Genomic DNA, 16,355 nt, shown 5'->3' with positions numbered 1-16,355 from the left:
AACCCGGGAGCCGGCGGCGTCCGTTGGTCTAGACAACAGGACATTCGGCCTGGTCGGGCCGGTCGCGCCGAAATCGAACTCGTGTTTCCCTGGACAGATTGGCCTAGACCACGCCAAAGTGTCAACTATCAGCCAAGGCACCCGAGCTGACGTGATGAAGGGTTCACACCGGTGGATTCCGGACGCGCGGCGGCACCCGGGAGCGGGCATGCGAAACGGCCCGGGGCACCGGCCGTTCGGCCAGTGTCCCCGGGCCGTCGAAGGGCTCCGGTCAGGTGCGGCTCAGCTGCTGGGCCGCTGCAGCCGGGTGATGAACTTGTACCGGTCGCCGCGGTAGATCGAGCGCACCCACTCCACCGGGGCACCCTCGGCGTCGAAGGAGTGCCGGGAGAGCTGCAGCATCGGCAGGCCGAGGTCGGAGCCGAGCAGGCCGGCCTCGCGCGGGTTGGCCAGGGTGGTCTCGATGGTCTCCTCGGCCTCGGCCACCACCACCCCGTACACCTCGCGCAGCGCGGTGTAGAGGGAGTTGTGCTTGACCAGGTTGCGGCGCAGCGCCGGGAACCGCTTGGCCGAGAGGTGGGCCACCTCGATCGCCATCGGGTCGCCGTTGGCCAGCCGCAGGCGCTCGATCCGCAGCACCCGGCTGCCGGGCTTGATGTCCAGCAGCGGCGCCAGCCGGTCGTCGGCGGTCACGTAGCCGACCTCGATCAGCCGGGAGGTGGGCTCCAGGCCCTGGGCCCGCATGTCCTCCGTGTAAGAGGTCAGTTGCAGCGCCTGGGCGACCTTGGGCTTGGCGACGAAGGTGCCCTTGCCCTGGATCCGCTCCAGTCGGCCCTCCACCACCAACTCCTGCAGCGCCTGCCGGACGGTGGTCCGCGAGGTGTCGAACTGGGCGGCCAGCGCGCGCTCCGGCGGCACCGGGGTGCCGGCCGGCTGGGTCTCGGTCAGCTGGAGCAGGTGGCGCTTCAGACCGTAGTACTTGGGCACGCGCGCGGCCGCGGGGTCGCCCGTGGTGGCGGCCTGCGCGGGCAACGCCCCCGCCTGGGCGAGCTGGGCGGTGGTGCCCCCGTCGGTGCTCATGAGCCGGTTCTCCGCTCCTGCCGGGGTCCGCATCGGCCCCACTACCTCGTTAACGGCACACATCGTTGCACGTATGCCATGGCGAAGGGGACCTCATCACACGATGAACGATGAGCGGTGTCGGCTTGATAACGGCTCGTCCGGATTGGTCATCGGGCCGTTGACACGTCCATTGGTCTAGGCCAAGCTCCAGGCATCTGGTCTACACCACTGCAGACCACCTCATGAATCCCCAGACCATCTCAGGGTTCGCGACACCGCTTTCGGCCGTTTTGCGGGAGTATGTCGCCAGCCACCGATGGGGGGCACCCGGGCATCCCTCAGGAGGATGGCGTGAAGCGTCAGCTCATCGCGGCAGTCGGCGTCGCGGCAATGGTCGTCGGTGTCGCGGCCTGTGGTTCTTCGGCCAAGAAGGACGACACCGCGGGCAGCTCGTCCAAGCCGGCCAACTACAACGGCAAGACCCTCAACGTCTGGCTGATGGACGGCTCGGCGCCGCAGGCCTGGCAGGACGGCATCAAGACCGACTTCGAGTCGCAGTTCCAGGGTGCCAAGCTCAACATCCAGATCCAGAAGTGGGACGGCATCGGTCAGAAGATCACCACCGCCCTCTCCGAGGGTTCGGTGGACGTCCTCGAGGTCGGCAACACCCAGACCGCGGGCTACGCCGCCACCGGCGGTCTGCTCGACCTGACCTCCGCCAAGGCCGACCTGGGCGGTGCCGACTGGGCCCCCAACCTGAACGCCTCCTCCGTGCTGGACGGCAAGCAGTACGCCGCCCCGTGGTACTTCGCCAACCGCGTCGTCATCTACAACAAGGCGCTGTGGACCAAGGCCGGCATCACCGCCACGCCGAAGACCCTGGACGAGTACTACGGCGACCTGGACAAGCTCAAGGCCTCCGGTGTGCAGGACCCGATCTACCTGCCCGGCCAGGAGTGGTACACCTACTTCGGCCTGATCGCCGGCAACAACGGCCAGATCGCCAAGCAGAACGGCTCGAAGTGGGCCGGCAACCTGGAGTCGCCGGAGGCCAAGGACGCCTTCGCCACCTACCAGAAGCTGCAGTCCTACTCCACCGCCCCCAAGGACAAGGACGAGGCGACCCCGCAGCAGTCCACCCTGTTCCCCAAGGGCACCATCGGCTCGATGATCGGCCTCGGCTGGGAGGCCCCGGCCCCCAAGGACATGCCGGCCGACCAGGTGGGCTACTTCCCGCTCCCCGGCAAGACCGCGGACAAGCCGTCCGGCGTCTTCCTCGGCGGCTCGAACCTGGCCATCGCCCAGGCGAGCAAGAACCAGGACCTGGCCAAGGGCTTCCTGAAGATCGCCATGTCCGACAAGTTCGAGGGCCAGATGGCCTCCACCGGCCTGGTCCCGAACAAGACCTCGCTGGACGCGCTGGCCACCACCGACTACGCCAAGGCCGCCATCCCGGCCTCCGCCAGCGGTGCCACCACGCCGAACATCCCGGCCTGGTCGAACGTCGAGAACACCCCGAACCCGATCAAGGACTTCCTCGCCGCGGTCCTGCAGGGCGCGGACTACGACAGCACCGCCAAGAAGTACGACGATCAGATCACCCAGCGTCTCGGCCAGAGCCAGTAATACCCGGGCGACGTCGCCCGCCGGTCCTCCCCAAGCGGGGACCGGCGGGCGGCGTCGCCGCCCTGCTGTTTGCGGCCACCAGTCGGCCAGGCGTGAGGAAGAGAGAACCGATGGCTGTTCAGTCGGAACCGGTGCGGACCGATTCGCCCGGCTTGGGCGTGGGCGGTGACGTCCTGAAGGGGCCGAGACGACCGGCCGGTCCCAGTCTGCTGAGCCGCGGCGCCCCGTACCTGCTGCTGCTCCCGGCCATCCTGGCCACCCTGGCCCTGCTCTGCTGGCCGCTGATCGAGACGGTTCTGCTCTCCTTCCAGAACCTCAACAAGCGCCAGCTGATCCTCCACCTGACCGAGTGGAACGGGTTCAAGAACTACTCGGACCAGCTGGGCAGCAGCGAGTTCTGGCACACCGCCGGGCGCTCGGTGGCCTTCACCGCGCTCAACGTGGTGCTGATCATGGTGCTCGGCACCCTGGTCGGCCTGCTGCTGAACCGGCTCGGCAAGAAGATGCGGCTGCTGCTGCAGGTCGGCCTGATGCTCGCCTGGGCGATGCCGATCGTGGCCAGCACCACCGTCTTCACCTGGCTCTTCGATGAGCGCTACGGCGTGGTCAACTGGTTCCTGGACAAGCTCGGGTGGCACAGCATGGCCACCTACAACTGGTACAGCAACCAGACCTCCACCTTCTTCGTCATCCTGCTGCTGCTGGTCTGGGGCTCGATCCCGTTCGTGGCCTTCAACATGTACGCGGCCCTGACGACCATCCCCAACGAGCTCTACGAGGCCGCCCGGCTGGACGGCGCCGGCTCGTGGAAGATCTTCACCTCGGTGATCTACCCGAACCTGAAGCCCTTCTTCCTGGGCACCACGTTCCTGGAGATCATCTGGATCTTCAAGGCCTTCACCCAGGTCTTCGCGATCAACAACGGCGGTCCGGAGCGGCTCACCGAGACCCTGCCGGTCTACGCGTACATCGAGGGCATGGGCAACCAGCACTACGGCGTGGGTTCGTCCATCGCGGTGCTGACCATGGTCTGCCTCGGCGTGCTGATGACGTACTACTTCCGGATCATTCTCAAGCAGGAGGACGAGCTGTGAGGCGCTCCGTTCTGGGACGCAGCTGGCCCAACGCGGTAGCCGTCGTCCTCTTCATCTTCTTCGCCTTCCCGGTCTACTGGATGTTCAGCACCGCCTTCAAGCGGACCCCGGACATCATCAGCAAGACCCCGGTCTTCATCCCGTTCAACGGGACCCTGGAGCACTTCAAGACGGCCACCGGCGCCGACCAGTTCTGGGAGATGGTGGGCAACAGCTTCACCGTCACGCTGATCGCCGTGGCCGCCTCGCTGGTGATCGCCACCATGGCCGCCTTCGCGCTGACCCGGATGAAGTTCAAGGGCCGCAAGGGCTTCGTGCTGGTCGTGATGGTCGCGCAGATGGCGCCCTGGGAGGTCATGGTGATCTCCGTCTACATGATCGTCCGCGACAACGACATGCTGAACAGCCTGGTCCCGCTGACCCTCTTCTACATGATGATGGTGCTGCCCTTCACCATCTGGACGCTGCGCGGGTTCCTCGCCGCGGTGCCCAAGGAGCTGGAGGAGTCGGCCATGGTGGACGGCTGCACCCGGTTCCAGGCCTTCGTGCGGGTGATCTTCCCGCTGCTCGCCCCCGGCCTGATGTCCACCTCGCTGTTCGGCTTCATCACCGCGTGGAACGAGCTGCCGCTCGCCCTGGTCCTCAACAAGGCCACCGGCCCCGGCACGGCCCAGACCCTGCCGCTCTGGCTGACCTCCTTCCAGAGCACCTTCGGCGACGACTGGGGCGCCACCATGGCCGCCTCCAGCCTCTTCGCGATCCCGGTCCTCGTCGTCTTCTTCATCTTCCAGCGCCGGGCCGTCAGCGGTCTGACCGACGGCGCCGTGAAGGGCTGACCCCCGTGAGCATCCTCACACGGAGCATCCCGGACAGCGACCAGCTGCACCGCGACGCGCTCACCGTGCTGCAGCCCGGCTTCGAGGGCGGCACCCCGCCCGAGTGGGTGCACCGGCACATCGCCGCGGGCCTCGGCTCGGTCGCGCTGTTCGGCCGCAACGTGACCGACCAGGCCCAGCTGGCCGCGCTCACCGCCGAGCTGCGCCGGGAGAACCCGGACCTGCTGATCGCGATCGACGAGGAGGGCGGCGACGTCACCCGCCTCGAGGTCGGCTCCGGCTCCTCCTGGCCGGGCAACCTGGCGCTGGGCGCGATCGACGACCCGGCGCTCACCCGGGAGGTGGCCCGCGAGCTGGGCCGGGCGCTGGCCGAGTGCGGGATCAACTTCAACTGGGCCCCGGCCGCGGACGTCAACTCCAACCCGGGCAACCCGATCATCGGCGTGCGCTCCTTCGGCGCCGACCCGGAGCTCTGCGCCCGGCACACCGCCGCCTGGGTGGAGGGCCTGCAGGAGGCCGGCGTGGCCGCCTGCGCCAAGCACTTCCCGGGCCACGGCGACACCAACGTGGACTCGCACCACGGCCTGCCGCTGATCGACGTGGACGAGGAGCTGGTCCGCTCCCGCGACCTGCCGCCGTTCAGGGCCGCGGTGCTGGCCGGCGCCAAGGCGCTGATGAGCGCGCACATCATGATCCCGGCGCTCGACCCGCAGTACCCGGCCACCCTGAGCAAGGCCGTGCTGGGCGGTCTGCTGCGCGCGCCGGAGAGCGAGGGCGGCCTCGGCTACCAGGGCCTGATCGTCACCGACGCGATCGAGATGGGCGCCATCGCCGACACCTACGGCATCAGCGAGGGCACCGTGCTGGCGCTGGCCGCCGGCGCCGACGCGATCTGCGTGGGCGGCGGGCTGTGCGACGAGGAGACCGTCCTGCAGCTGCGGGACGCCATCGTGGCGGCGGTCCGGGACGGCCGGCTGGACCAGGAGCGGCTGGCCGACGCCGCCGCCCGGGTCCGCGCGCTGGGCTCCTGGGCCCGGCTGAGCCGATCGAAGCTGGCCGCCCAGGCCGCCCCGGTCGAGCCGGACCTGTCGATCGGCCTGCGGGCCGCCCGCCGCGCCCTCAAGGTGACCGCCGACCCGGCGCAGCCCTTCGAGCCGGTGACCGACCGCCCGTTCGTCGCCTCCTTCTCGCCGGAGTCGAACATCGCGGTCGGCGACGACACCCCGTGGGGCGTGGCCGGCATGCTGGCCGAGCGCTTCCCCGGCACCCGCAGCCGGGCGGTCGGCCCGGAGCAGGCCGCCGAGGGCGAGCTGGAGGCGCTGGCCGCCGAGCTGCTGGCCGAGGCAGCGGACCGGCGGCTGGTGCTGGTGGTGCGCGATGTGCACCGCCACGACTGGATGTCAGCGGCACTGCGCCTGCTGCTGAACGCCCGGCCGGACGCGCTGGTGGTGGAGATGGGGGTGCCGCAGGCCACGCCGGCCGGCGCGCTGCACATCGCCACCCACGGCGCGGCCCGGGCCTGCGGGCTGGCCGCGGTGGAGGTGCTCACCGGCCAGCCCACGGTCAGCCGCTAGACCGCGTCCTGCCGGTTCGGAACTTTCTGACCGCCGCTCAGCACCGGGGCCCCGGTGGAGGAGAAATCCTCCGCCGGGGCCCCGGTGCATTTATCGAAAATGTCCATGCCAGTAATTTTGCGGTGCACTCGTCACACATTAAGCAGGCCTTAAGGACACCTCAAGTAGTGAATTGGCGACACACTGCTTACCACGCGCAACAGGTGTACAACGGTGGACCTTTGAGACTCTTTCCGCGTTGACATCAGGTTTGGTCTAGGCCAGGCTCCAGAAACCTGGTCTGGACCACTTCCCGACCCTCGGTTGCCCCCGGCCGTTCCCTGCCCCGGGCGTTCCCTCAAGCCGTCATTCCCGGAGGAACGTGTGAAGCGTCGTCAGCTCCTGGCCGCATCCGTCGTCACCGCGCTCGCAGCGAGCCTGACGGCCTGCGGCGGCGGTGGCAGTCCGGCCGCGAGCAAGTCGACCGACCCGAAGTCGGTCACCGGCACGCTCACCATCTGGCTGATGAACGACGCCCAGAGCAGCTGGCCGGAGCTGGTCCAGCAGGTCAACGACCAGTTCGCGCAGCAGTATCCGAACGTCACCCTCAAACTGAGCTACCAGACCTGGACCGACAAGGTCGCCAACCTGGACACCGCGCTCGCCCAGGGCAAGGCCCCCGACGTGGTCGAGCTGGGAAACACCGAGACCATGAAGTACATCCTCAACGGCTCGCTGGCCCAGCTGGACAAGGCCGACTACGACAACTCCGACAGCTGGATCCGCGGTCTGGAGAACACCTGCACCTACAACAGCAAGCTGTTCTGCGTGCCGTACTACGCGGGTGCGAGAGTCGGCATCTACAACAGCGCGATGCTCCAGCAGGCGACCGGAAGTGCCGACTTCCCGAAGACCGAGGACGACCTCAAGGCCGCGATGGACAAGGTCGCGGCGGCCCACAAGGACGACAAGAGCTTCTCCCCGCTCTACCTGCCCGGCCCGTACTGGTACGCGGCGATGTCCTACGTGGCGGCCTACGGCGGCACCATCGCCAAGTTCGACAGCGCCGGCAACTGGCACGGCACCCTGGAGGACCCGAAGGCCGAGCAGGGCATCCAGCACTTCGTGGACCTGGTCAAGCGGTACAACCACGGCGACCTGACGGTCAACGAGCTGCACCAGTCGGACGTGCTCGGCAAGCAGAAGGCCGCCGTGATCTACGGCAACGGCTGGGAGGCCGGCAACGCCTCCGGCATGGCCGGCGCCGACCCCTCGCTCAAGGACGGCCTCAAGGTCGCCGCCTTCCCCGGCCCGAACGGCCAGCCGCTGCCCAGCTTCATCGGCGGCTCCGACCTGGCGATCACCGCCAAGTCGCAGGCGGCCGACGTGGCCAGGACCTGGGTCAAGCTCTTCACCAGCACCAAGTCGGAGGCCCTGCTGGCGGGCAAGGACATCCTGCCGAACAACCTCAACCAGCTGGACCCGCTGAAGGTCAAGCCGGAGACCGCGGCCGCGGCCAACTCGGTGCCGGACGCCTGGTTCACCCCGCTGGCCCCGGGCTGGGCCCAGGTGGAGAAGCAGAACGTGCTGGTGAACATGCTCAACTCGATCCTGGCCGGCAAGCCGGTGGACGACGCCGCCAAGGCCGCCGACCAGCAGATCAACCAGCTGATCAACAACCAGTCCTGAGCCGTCCGGCGGTATCGCGGTGCCGCGCCGTTCCCCCGGTCCTACGATCGGCCGGGGGGAACGGACACCCACCGCACCGACGGAGGCCCAGTCGATGACCACCGATCAGCAGCCCGGCGTCCCCGGCCGGATCATGGCGGCCGAGATGGCCGAGCAGCCGGCCGTGCTGCGCCGGATCCTGGACGAGGGCGCCGACCGGATCCGGGCGGTGGCCGGGCAGGTCGCCGCCCGCCGGCCGCGCTTCGTGCTGCTCACCGCCCGCGGCACCTCGGACAACGCGGCGCTCTACGCCAAGTACCTGATCGAGGTGCTGCTGGGCAAGCCGGCCGGGCTGGCCTCGATGTCCACCACCACCGCCTACGGCGCCCGGCCCGACCTGACCGACGTGCTGGTGGTCACGGTCAGCCAGTCCGGCGGCTCGCCGGACCTGGTGGCCTCCACCCGGGCGGCCCGGGAGGCCGGCGCGGTCACCCTGGCGGTGACCAACAACCCGGGCTCCCCGCTGGCCGAGGTCTCCGAGTTCCACATCGACGTGCTGGCCGGTGCGGAGCGGGCGCTGCCGGCCACCAAGACCTACACGGCCGAGCTGCTGGCGCTCTACCTCTTCGTGCAGGGGCTGCGCGGCGACGGGGGAGTGGCGGCGGCCCGGGAGCTGCCGGCGCTGGCCGAGGCGGTGCTGGCCCGGCAGGGCGAGGTGCGGGCGCTGGCCGAGCGGTACCGGTTCGCGCAGCGGCTGGTGATCACCTCGCGCGGCTACGGCTACCCGACCGCCCGGGAGGCGGCGCTGAAGCTGATGGAGACCACCTACATCCCGGCCACCCCGTTCTCCGGGGCCGACCTGCTGCACGGGCCGCTGGCGATGGTGGACAACGTCTCGCCGGTGATCGCGATCGTGCCGGACGGCAAGGGCGGGGAGGCGCTGCAGCCGGTGCTGGACCGGCTGCGCGGGCGCGGGGCGGACCTGATGGTGGTCGGGCAGCGGGACCAGGTGGCGGCCGCCTCGGCGGGCTTCGTGCTGCCGCCCGGGGTGCCGGAGGAGGTGCAGCCGGTGCTGGAGATCCTGCCGCTGCAGCAGCTGGCCTACGAGATCACCATCGCGCGCGGCCAGGACCCGGACGCGCCGCGGGCGCTGGCCAAGGTCACCGAGACGCACTGAGGGGCCGCAGGAGGCCTGGGAACGGCCCTGGAACGCACTACGGGCCACGGCGCCGACGCGGGACCCTCAACCCACGCAGCGCCGCAGCCCGAAGCTGTCGTCGGACCGCGGGGCCGGCGCCGGAATTGTGCGGGATCCCGGTGCCGAGCGGTCCGACCGCGGAGAGGCCGCGCGCGGTCAGGGCAGTTGCGCGGTGGTCTCTCCTTGGTGCGTTTCCATTGTGGACTAGACCAATCTGGGTTGTCCAGAAGGAGCCGGAAATTGGTCTGGACAACCTTGGGGGCGCCGCCCGGCCACCGGTTGGCTACGCTCACGTTGTGCCCTCGTTGAACGAACTCGTCCGCCGCCACACCACCCTCACCGGTGCCGACGTGGAATGGCTCCACCGGCTGGTCTCGGAGTGGCAGCTGCTCTCCGACCTCTCCTTCGCCGACCTGGTGCTCTGGATCCCCACCTGGGACGGCATCCGCTACGTCTCGGTCGCCCAGATGCGGCCGAACACCGGCCCGACCTCCTACCAGGACGACATGGTCGGCCACCTGGTCCCGCGCGGCCGCCGCCCGCTGCTCGACGCCGCCTTCGACGAAGGCCGGATCGTCCGGGAGGGCGATCCGGAGTGGCGCGAGGAGGTGCCGGTCCGGGTGGAGTCGATCCCGGTCCGCCGGGACGGCCGGGTGCTCGGCGTGATCGCCCGCAACACCAACCTGCTCACCGTGCGGACCCCGAGCCGGCTGGAACTGACCTACCTGCAGAGCGCCTCCGACCTGGCCCAGATGATCGCCGCAGGAACGTTTCCCTACCCGGGCGAACAGGTGGACATGGACGCCGCCCCGCGGGTCGGCGACGGGCTGATCCGGCTGGACGCCGACGGCATCGTCACCTACGCCAGCCCGAACGCGCTCTCGGCCTACCACCGGCTGGGCCTGACCACCGATCTGGTGGGCGGTCACCTCGGGCGCACCACCGCCGAGTTGGTGCCGCCGACCCGCGGTGCGGTGCACGAGGCGCTGGTCAAGCTGGCCAGCGGCTGGGCGCCCCGGCAGGCCGAGGTGGAGGCGCAGGGCGGGGTGGTCTCGCTGCGGGCGATCCCGCTCAAGCCCAAGGGCACCCAGACCGGCTCGCTGGTGCTCTGCCGCGACGTCACCGAGCTGCGGCGCCGGGACCGGGAGTTGATGACCAAGGACGCCACCATCCGGGAGATCCACCACCGGGTGAAGAACAACCTGCAGACGGTGGCGGCGCTGCTGCGGCTGCAGTCCCGCCGGCTCGGCGACGACTCGGCCCGAGGGGCGCTGGACGAGGCGGTCCGCCGGGTCGGCTCGATCGCCATCGTGCACGAGACGCTCTCGCAGACCCTGGACGAGCAGGTCGCCTTCGACGAGATCGCCGACCGGGTGCTGGCGATGGTGATGGAGCTGTCCCAGGACGGCCAGGTGACCGCCCGGCGCAGCGGCTCCTTCGGCATCCTCTCCGCCGAGGTGGCCACCCCGCTGGCGATGGTGCTGACGGAGCTTCTGCAGAACGCCCTGGAACACGCGTTCGGCGGCCGGGACGGCGGCACCGTCGAGGTGAGCGCGCTGCGCGGCCGGGCGCCGGCCACCGGCAAGGGCTGGTCGGACAGCTGGAACGGCGGGACCAAGCCCGAGGAGTACCTGCTGATCACCGTTCAGGACGACGGCCGCGGCATGCCGGAGGGCTTCGACCCGCAGCAGGCCGGCAACCTCGGGCTGCAGATCGTCCGCACCCTGGCCACCGGTGAGCTGGGCGGCAGCTTCGACATGGTCGCGGCGCCCGGCGGCGGCACCAAGGTGGTGCTGGAGATCCCGGTCAGGTAGCCGGGGCCGGCGCGGAGAAGAGTCGGCGGGGAGAAGAAACGAGGCCCTGCCGACCGGGGGGGAGGGTCGGCAGGGCCTCTCAACCCGTTCCGGCCGTCGGGGGGAGTCGGTCGGAACGGGGGCTCTGTGGGCGAGACGCCCGCCCCGTCCTTGCGTACGGTGAGCGTCCCAGGTCCACGATATTGCTCTGCGTGAGCAGTGGCAAGTATCAGGACCGAGGTGAGTCGCAGCGTCGGTTGGCCGCGCCGGCCGAGTGCCAGGGCGCGGTTTCTCCTGCGGAAGGCTTCGACGGAGTGGCGGTCGAAGCCTGTGATCATGTGTTGATCGAGTACTGCTGACTAACGGAGAGCGATCGACGTGGGTGCGATCGCTCAGGCGGTGCGGGCGCGGTTGCGGGCAGCGCGGCGCTTCATCGCACGACGCTCGTCCTCGCTCATGCCGCCCCAGACGCCGGCGTCCTGACCGGTCTCCAGTGCCCACTGCAGGCACTGCTCCATGACCGGACAACGGCGGCACACGGCCTTGGCTTCCTCGATCTGCAGCAGAGCAGGACCGGTGTTCCCGATCGGGAAGAACAGCTCCGGGTCCTCTTCGCGGCAGACAGCGCGGTGGCGCCAGTCCATGGTCGTCCAACTCCTCCTGCCGGCGGCGGTGGCCCCGGCACTATCGATGGCTTGTGAATGTGAACGCTTTCACGAATCCCACAACGGCAAAAGGGACCAAAGGCCTCTACGGCCAGAAGGTCTGTGCTGAGGGGGGTTCGGGCGAATCCTGGGAGATCCCCAGCCGGAGGCTGAGTGGGATGAACCAGTGGGTCGCCTCGCTGTCCCGCTGCGACGCGTCCCGATCGCCATGTAGAGGTTCGCAAACCTCGGGCTTGGATACAACCCCCTTCGAGGAGGAATTTTTGATTCTTCGGTGTCGCCTACCTCACAGGCAGTACTTCTATGGGGTGAAGGGGGCTCGCACGTTCGAGAAGAAGGGCGGGACCCCCTTCTGGTCACACAATCACACGCAGTGCCCGCCGTACGCCTGTGAAACTGACGCGGCTTCTGTCTCCAAGGTGGTCCCCGTCGACCTGAAACGGGGACGGTTCCTGAGAAACCAAGGTGAAGTGCCGGACGTCGTGATAGGAGACGACGTGCTTGCCGGTCGGACCGGCGGCCTTGCCGGCCTCGTCCGAAGGTGTGTGCGGGCGCAGAATCTGACGGATCGTGCGAGCCGTTCCGAACGCTGTCATTCGAGTGATGCCGAAGACGTCCAGGTCGGTCTCGAAGGAAGCGGAAGGGGAGGGGAGCACCGGGCGGTTGCCCAGGAAAGTCCACGGTGAGGTGTTCGACACTATTGACATCACCAGGCCGGACTGCGGTGCCCGGCCCGGGATTTCGAGCGTCACCGGGCCGTTTTTCCGGTGCTCACGTTCGGTCACGTAGTGCCGCAGCGCTTCGCGCACGTAGAGCGCGTGGGTGGAGCGCCGGCCGCTGCGGCGCTGCTCCTCGACCCGGCCGACCACCCCGGCGTCGAAGCCCAGGCCGGCGGTGAAGGTGAACCAGCGGTCCGGCAGGCCGGCCGTCATCGCCTTGCCCAGCGAGATCGCCCGCTCGCGGCGCGCCGCCAGGGCGTCCAGCAGCACGCTGGTGGCCTCCACCGGATCGTTCGGCAGGCCCAGCGCCCGGGCGAAGACGTTGGTCGAACCGCCGGGCACCACGGCCAGCCGCGGCACCCGCTCGCCCGGCCCGTGCGCCAGCAGGCCGTTCACCACCTCGTTGACCGTGCCGTCGCCGCCCAGCGCCACCACCAGGTCGACGGTGCCCTCGGCCGCCGCCGCCCGGCCGAGGTCCCGGGCGTGGCCGCGGTACTCGGTGGCCGCCACGTCGAGCTTCAGCTCGCTGCGCAGGGCGTGGGTCAGCACGTCCCTGGTCCGGCCACTGGTGGTGGTGGCCTTCGGGTTCACGACCAGGAGCGCGCGCATGAGGATCAGCCTAAGGCTCGGCGCCGGGCGGTCGGCGGCTACCCTGCTGGAGTGACCGCAGAATCCTCGCCCGCTGCTCCCGCCCCCGCCGCGCGCCCCGCGCGCCCCACTCCGCTGCTGGCCGGCGTGGCACTGACCGTCGTGGAGGGCTCCGCCCTGGTGGTCTGGGGCCTCTACATCATCGTGGCCGGGCTGGTGGAGAGCACCCGCAACCAGGGCCTGGCCGAGTACGGCGGGGTGGTGATCCTGCTGCTCGGGCTGCTGCCGCTGCTGGCCGGCCGGGGGCTGCTGCGGCTGCAGCGCTGGGGGCGCACGCCGGCCGTGCTGATCCACACCCTCTGCCTGCCGGTGGCCTGGTTCATGTGGGGGGCCGGCGGCCTGATGGCGGCGCTCGGCGTGCTGGTCGGCCTGGCGGGCCTGGCCGGGCTGGTGCTGCTGCTCAACCCCAGGGTCACCGAGGTGCTCTACCGGCAGGACGGGCCGCAGGAGTAGGAGCACCGACGCACGAACGGGGCGCGCGCCATACGGCGCGCGCCCCGGCGCATGCTTCGGTCGGTCACTCCTCGACCAGCAGCTTGTCCCGCAGTTGGGCGAGCGTGCGGGCCAGCAGCCGCGACACGTGCATCTGGGAGATCCCCACCTCGGCGGCGATCTGCGACTGCGTCATGTTCCGGAAGAACCGGAGCACCAGGATCTTCTGCTCCCGCTGCGGCAGTTGGGCCAGCAGCGGCTTCAGCGACTCGCGGTACTCGACCCCCTCCAGCGCCTCGTCGGTGGCGCCCAGGGTGTCGGCGACGGCCGGCGACTCGTCGTCGCTGTCCGGCACGTCCAGCGAGAGGGTGGAGTAGGCGTTGGCCGACTCCAGGCCCTCCAGCACGTCCTCCTCGGAGATCCCCAGGTGCTCGGCCAGCTCGTGCACCGTGGGGGAGCGGCCGTGCCGCTGGGAGAGCTCGCTGGTCGCCGTGGTCAGCGACAGCCGCAGCTCCTGCAGCCGGCGCGGCACCCGGACCGCCCAGCCCTTGTCCCGGAAGTGCCGCTTGATCTCGCCCACGATGGTCGGGGTGGCGTAGGTGGAGAACTCCACCCCGCGCTCGTGGTCGAACCGGTCCACCGACTTGATCAGGCCGATGGTGGCGACCTGGGTCAGGTCGTCCAGCGGCTCCCCGCGGTTGCGGAACCGCCGGGCCAGGTGCTCGACCAGCGGGATGTGCATCCGGACCAGCTGGTTGCGCAGCTCGACCCGCTCCGGCGAGCCCTCCGGCAGCACCGAGAGCTGCACGAACAGCGCCCGGGCGGCCTCCCGGTCCGGGGCGCCGGTGCGGTGCCGGTCCGCGCCCTGCGGCGGCACCGCGGCCCGCAGCTCGTCCGCCAGCTCCTCCTCGCCGTGCTCCGCGGCCCGCCGCGGGTGCGGCTGGGATCCGCCGGATGGCGGCGGCACGGCCGCCGCGCCGTCCGGCGTCGGGTCGGTGGGCTGGCTCATCCGCTGGGAGTCCTTCGGGTGCGCGTCATGGGAGGGGGCGGGCCCGGCGGCGGACCCGCCGGACTGCGCCGGCACGGTACGGCGCCGGGTGGCGCTGACGGCCGCGGCCGGACCGCCGGTGGACGGCGCGTCCACCGGCAGGTCCTCCGCGGGCCGCGGCCCGACGGTGGAGTTGCGATCCAGATCACTCACGGTGATCCCCCGTTCCGTTCCGGGAGCGCCCGGTCCGCAGCCGCGACCGGGCCATCACATTGATTGTTCCGCGACCCGGCCGGGTGACGGGAGTGCTGTCGGTCCGCTCGGGCGGACGGGGCGGACCGGCCCGGTCCGCCCGACGGCCGCGTCATGGCTGGAGCAGGGTCCCGCCGCGCTTCTTGTGCAGGCTGATGCTGACCGTGCGGTCCTCGGCCACCGAGGATTCCACCTCGCCGGCCAGTGCGGAGAGCACCGTCCAGGCGAAGGTGTCCCGCTCGGGGGCCCGGCCGTCCGTGGTCGGGGCCGACACGGTCACCCGCAGCGCGTCGCCGACCAGCCGGAACTCGCAGGACAGCACCGAACCGGGGACCGCCTGCTGCAGCAGGATGGCGCAGGCCTCGTCCACCGCGATCCGCAGGTCCTCGATCTCGTCCAGAGTGAAGTCCAGCCGCGCCGCGAGACCGGCCGTGGCCGTCCGCAGCACCGAGAGGTACGCACCCTGGGCGGGCAGCCGGACCTCGACGAAGTCGTTCGCCGCCGGCTCCTCGGGAGCGCCGTCGATCTGGGACACCCTCACCTCCTGGGTGACGCGCTGTGCTTGGGCCCGGGGGATCTGGGCACCTTCTGTTGCTTGGCTCAACTGCTTCGCCCCAACTGTCTTGAGGGGTGGTGCGGTACGTACGGCACCAACGGAGTACTACCCGCCGCGGTGGCGCCGGACGCGGGCCGTCCGCCGAGACGTTACCGCGATCGGCCGAGAGATGTCGCGACCCGCGACCGGATTCCCCCGCGCGGGGTCACCGGAGCGCTCCGGACTGTCAGGAAGCTCCCAGCTCGCGCAGCGCGTCGCCGGAGAGCCGGAAGACCGTCCACTCCTCCATCGGCACCGCGCCCAGCGACTTGTAGAAGCCGATCGAGGGCTCGTTCCAGTCCAGCACGCTCCACTCGAACCGCTGGTAGCCGCGCTCCACGGCGATCCGGGCCAGCGCGGCGAGCAGCGCCCGGCCGTGGCCGCCGCCGCGGTGCGCCGGGCGGACGTAGAGGTCCTCCAGGTAGATCCCGTGGGTGCCCTTCCAGGTGGAGAAGTTGCGGAACCACAGGGCGAAGCCGACGGTCTCCAGGGTGGCGTCGTCCTCGGCGATCAGCCCGTACACGGCCGGCTGCTCGCCGAACAGCGCCTCGCGCAGCTGCTCCTCGGTGGCCTGCGCCTCGGGCAGCGCCCGTTCGTACTCGGCCAGCTCGCGGATCAGTTCGATGATGGTGGGGACGTCCTCGACGACGGCGTTGCGGATCATGCCATCGACCATAGTCGACCCGGTCCGGGAGCCGGCCGGGCCCGGGAACGACGCGGCGGCGCCGCGCGCTCCGGGTGCGGAGTGCGCGGCGCCGCCGGGGGCAGCGGGCCTCAGGCCTGCTTGGTCTCCCAGAAGATCTTGTCGATCTGGGCGATCAGGTCGAGCAGCGCCTGGCCGGTGGCCGGGTCGTTCGACGCCTTGGTGGCCGAGGCGGCCTTCAGGGCGTCGTTGAACAGCTGGTGCAGCTGCGGGTACTTCTCGAAGTGCGGGGCCTTGAAGTAGTCGCTCCACAGCACCGACAGGTGGTGCTTGACGGCCTCGGCGCGCTGCTCCTTGATGATGATGGCGCGCGTGCGGAAGTCGGCGTCCTCGTTGGCCTGGTACTTCTCCTGAGTGGCCTTCACCGACTCGGCCTCGATCCGGGCCTGGGCCGGGTCGTAGACACCGCAGGGCAGGTCGCAGTGGGCGTGAGCGGTGACTCGCGGCGCAAACAGACGAGAGAACATGGGAGTCCTTCCTTAGATCGTCTTCCCGCGCCGAGACTACCCCGCCGGGTGCCGGA

General features: G+C 70.3%; 16 protein-coding genes. 9 read left to right on the top strand and 7 right to left on the bottom strand.

All coding sequences use genetic code 11. The annotated features are described in order from the left end of the window. Window positions 1-282 precede the first annotated feature (282 nt). On the bottom strand, window positions 283-1,080 hold the full coding sequence (locus ACFYNO_RS08055; protein ID WP_388007121.1) for a GntR family transcriptional regulator: 798 nt from the start codon (window positions 1,078-1,080) through the stop codon (window positions 283-285). Between the two features lie 333 nt (window positions 1,081-1,413). Here ACFYNO_RS08055 and ACFYNO_RS08050 point away from each other — a divergent pair, with 333 nt between their 5' ends. From ACFYNO_RS08050 to ACFYNO_RS08015, 8 genes are all read left to right on the top strand, one after another. Next, window positions 1,414-2,688: an extracellular solute-binding protein gene (locus ACFYNO_RS08050; RefSeq protein ID WP_388007118.1), complete on the top strand. Its 1,275-nt coding sequence runs from the start codon at window positions 1,414-1,416 to the stop codon at window positions 2,686-2,688. 110 nt (window positions 2,689-2,798) lie between these two features. After that, window positions 2,799-3,782 carry a carbohydrate ABC transporter permease gene (locus ACFYNO_RS08045; RefSeq protein ID WP_388007115.1) on the top strand — a complete coding sequence of 328 codons (984 nt, stop codon included), beginning with the start codon at window positions 2,799-2,801 and terminating at the stop codon, window positions 3,780-3,782. Continuing rightward, window positions 3,779-4,618 carry a carbohydrate ABC transporter permease gene (locus ACFYNO_RS08040; protein WP_388007112.1) on the top strand — a complete coding sequence of 280 codons (840 nt, stop codon included), beginning with the start codon at window positions 3,779-3,781 and terminating at the stop codon, window positions 4,616-4,618. Before ACFYNO_RS08045 ends, ACFYNO_RS08040 begins: the two co-directional genes overlap by 4 nt. 5 nt (window positions 4,619-4,623) lie before the next feature. Continuing rightward, a complete protein-coding gene (locus ACFYNO_RS08035; RefSeq protein WP_388007109.1) occupies window positions 4,624-6,192 on the top strand; it encodes a glycoside hydrolase family 3 protein in 1,569 nt (522 codons plus the stop codon). Between the two features lie 363 nt (window positions 6,193-6,555). Further along, window positions 6,556-7,860 carry an extracellular solute-binding protein gene (locus ACFYNO_RS08030; protein ID WP_388007106.1) on the top strand — a complete coding sequence of 435 codons (1,305 nt, stop codon included), beginning with the start codon at window positions 6,556-6,558 and terminating at the stop codon, window positions 7,858-7,860. Between the two features lie 94 nt (window positions 7,861-7,954). Further along, window positions 7,955-9,016: an SIS domain-containing protein gene (locus ACFYNO_RS08025; RefSeq protein WP_388007103.1), complete on the top strand. Its 1,062-nt coding sequence runs from the start codon at window positions 7,955-7,957 to the stop codon at window positions 9,014-9,016. A 317-nt stretch (window positions 9,017-9,333) separates the two neighbouring features. Then, a complete protein-coding gene (locus tag ACFYNO_RS08020; RefSeq protein WP_388007100.1) occupies window positions 9,334-10,851 on the top strand; it encodes a sensor histidine kinase in 1,518 nt (505 codons plus the stop codon). Between the two features lie 191 nt (window positions 10,852-11,042). Continuing rightward, complete coding sequence (locus ACFYNO_RS08015; RefSeq protein WP_388007097.1) at window positions 11,043-11,189, top strand: hypothetical protein; 147 nt, start codon at window positions 11,043-11,045, stop codon at window positions 11,187-11,189. Window positions 11,190-11,222: 33 nt separating this feature from the next. On the opposite strand, the gene ACFYNO_RS08010 is transcribed toward ACFYNO_RS08015, so the two are convergent. Beyond that, window positions 11,223-11,474 (bottom strand): WhiB family transcriptional regulator, encoded by a 252-nt coding sequence (locus ACFYNO_RS08010; protein WP_014138019.1) that lies wholly within the window; start codon window positions 11,472-11,474, stop codon window positions 11,223-11,225. Between the two features lie 377 nt (window positions 11,475-11,851). Beyond that, the gene (locus ACFYNO_RS08005) at window positions 11,852-12,823 is read right to left on the bottom strand and encodes a diacylglycerol/lipid kinase family protein (protein ID WP_388007094.1); all 972 of its coding nucleotides are present in this window, start codon (window positions 12,821-12,823) and stop codon (window positions 11,852-11,854) included. A 51-nt stretch (window positions 12,824-12,874) separates the two neighbouring features. On the opposite strand from ACFYNO_RS08005, the gene ACFYNO_RS08000 reads away from it, so the two are divergent. Further along, complete coding sequence (locus tag ACFYNO_RS08000) at window positions 12,875-13,315, top strand: hypothetical protein (protein ID WP_388007091.1); 441 nt, start codon at window positions 12,875-12,877, stop codon at window positions 13,313-13,315. Between the two features lie 64 nt (window positions 13,316-13,379). On the opposite strand, the gene ACFYNO_RS07995 is transcribed toward ACFYNO_RS08000, so the two are convergent. The 4 genes from ACFYNO_RS07995 to sodN all read right to left on the bottom strand — a co-directional run bounded on the left by ACFYNO_RS07995 (window position 13,380) and on the right by sodN (window position 16,299). Next, a complete protein-coding gene (locus ACFYNO_RS07995; protein ID WP_388007556.1) occupies window positions 13,380-14,303 on the bottom strand; it encodes an RNA polymerase sigma factor SigF in 924 nt (307 codons plus the stop codon). 343 nt (window positions 14,304-14,646) lie between these two features. Next, window positions 14,647-15,069, bottom strand: a complete 423-nt coding sequence (locus ACFYNO_RS07990; RefSeq protein ID WP_388007088.1) for an anti-sigma regulatory factor — start codon at window positions 15,067-15,069, stop codon at window positions 14,647-14,649. 247 nt (window positions 15,070-15,316) lie between these two features. Beyond that, window positions 15,317-15,793, bottom strand: coding sequence for a GNAT family N-acetyltransferase (locus tag ACFYNO_RS07985; protein ID WP_388007085.1), 477 nt, complete (start codon window positions 15,791-15,793; stop codon window positions 15,317-15,319). A gap of 110 nt (window positions 15,794-15,903) precedes the next feature. Continuing rightward, on the bottom strand, window positions 15,904-16,299 hold the full coding sequence (sodN, locus tag ACFYNO_RS07980) for a superoxide dismutase, Ni (protein ID WP_388007082.1): 396 nt from the start codon (window positions 16,297-16,299) through the stop codon (window positions 15,904-15,906). Between the last annotated feature and the right edge of the window lie 56 nt (window positions 16,300-16,355).

This window comes from Kitasatospora sp. NPDC006697, from assembly GCF_042869935.1.
Classification (GTDB): Bacteria; Actinomycetota; Actinomycetes; order Streptomycetales; family Streptomycetaceae; genus Kitasatospora.
The sequence above is the reverse complement of the archived record's forward strand: the minus strand, read 5'-3'. Positions and strand labels throughout refer to the sequence as shown.

What these genes read in the sequence shown, in the direction of transcription:
- ACFYNO_RS07985 (WP_388007085.1), bottom strand. Translation starts at nt 15,793, where the DNA reads ATGATCCGCAACGCCGTCGTCGAGGACGTCCCCACCATCATCGAACTG.
- ACFYNO_RS08045 (WP_388007115.1), top strand. Translation starts at nt 2,799, where the DNA reads ATGGCTGTTCAGTCGGAACCGGTGCGGACCGATTCGCCCGGCTTGGGC.
- sodN (WP_388007082.1), bottom strand. Translation starts at nt 16,299, where the DNA reads ATGTTCTCTCGTCTGTTTGCGCCGCGAGTCACCGCTCACGCCCACTGC.
- ACFYNO_RS08005 (WP_388007094.1), bottom strand. Translation starts at nt 12,823, where the DNA reads ATGCGCGCGCTCCTGGTCGTGAACCCGAAGGCCACCACCACCAGTGGC.
- ACFYNO_RS08010 (WP_014138019.1), bottom strand. Translation starts at nt 11,474, where the DNA reads ATGGACTGGCGCCACCGCGCTGTCTGCCGCGAAGAGGACCCGGAGCTG.
- ACFYNO_RS08025 (WP_388007103.1), top strand. Translation starts at nt 7,955, where the DNA reads ATGACCACCGATCAGCAGCCCGGCGTCCCCGGCCGGATCATGGCGGCC.
- ACFYNO_RS07995 (WP_388007556.1), bottom strand. Translation starts at nt 14,303, where the DNA reads ATGAGCCAGCCCACCGACCCGACGCCGGACGGCGCGGCGGCCGTGCCG.
- ACFYNO_RS08055 (WP_388007121.1), bottom strand. Translation starts at nt 1,080, where the DNA reads ATGAGCACCGACGGGGGCACCACCGCCCAGCTCGCCCAGGCGGGGGCG.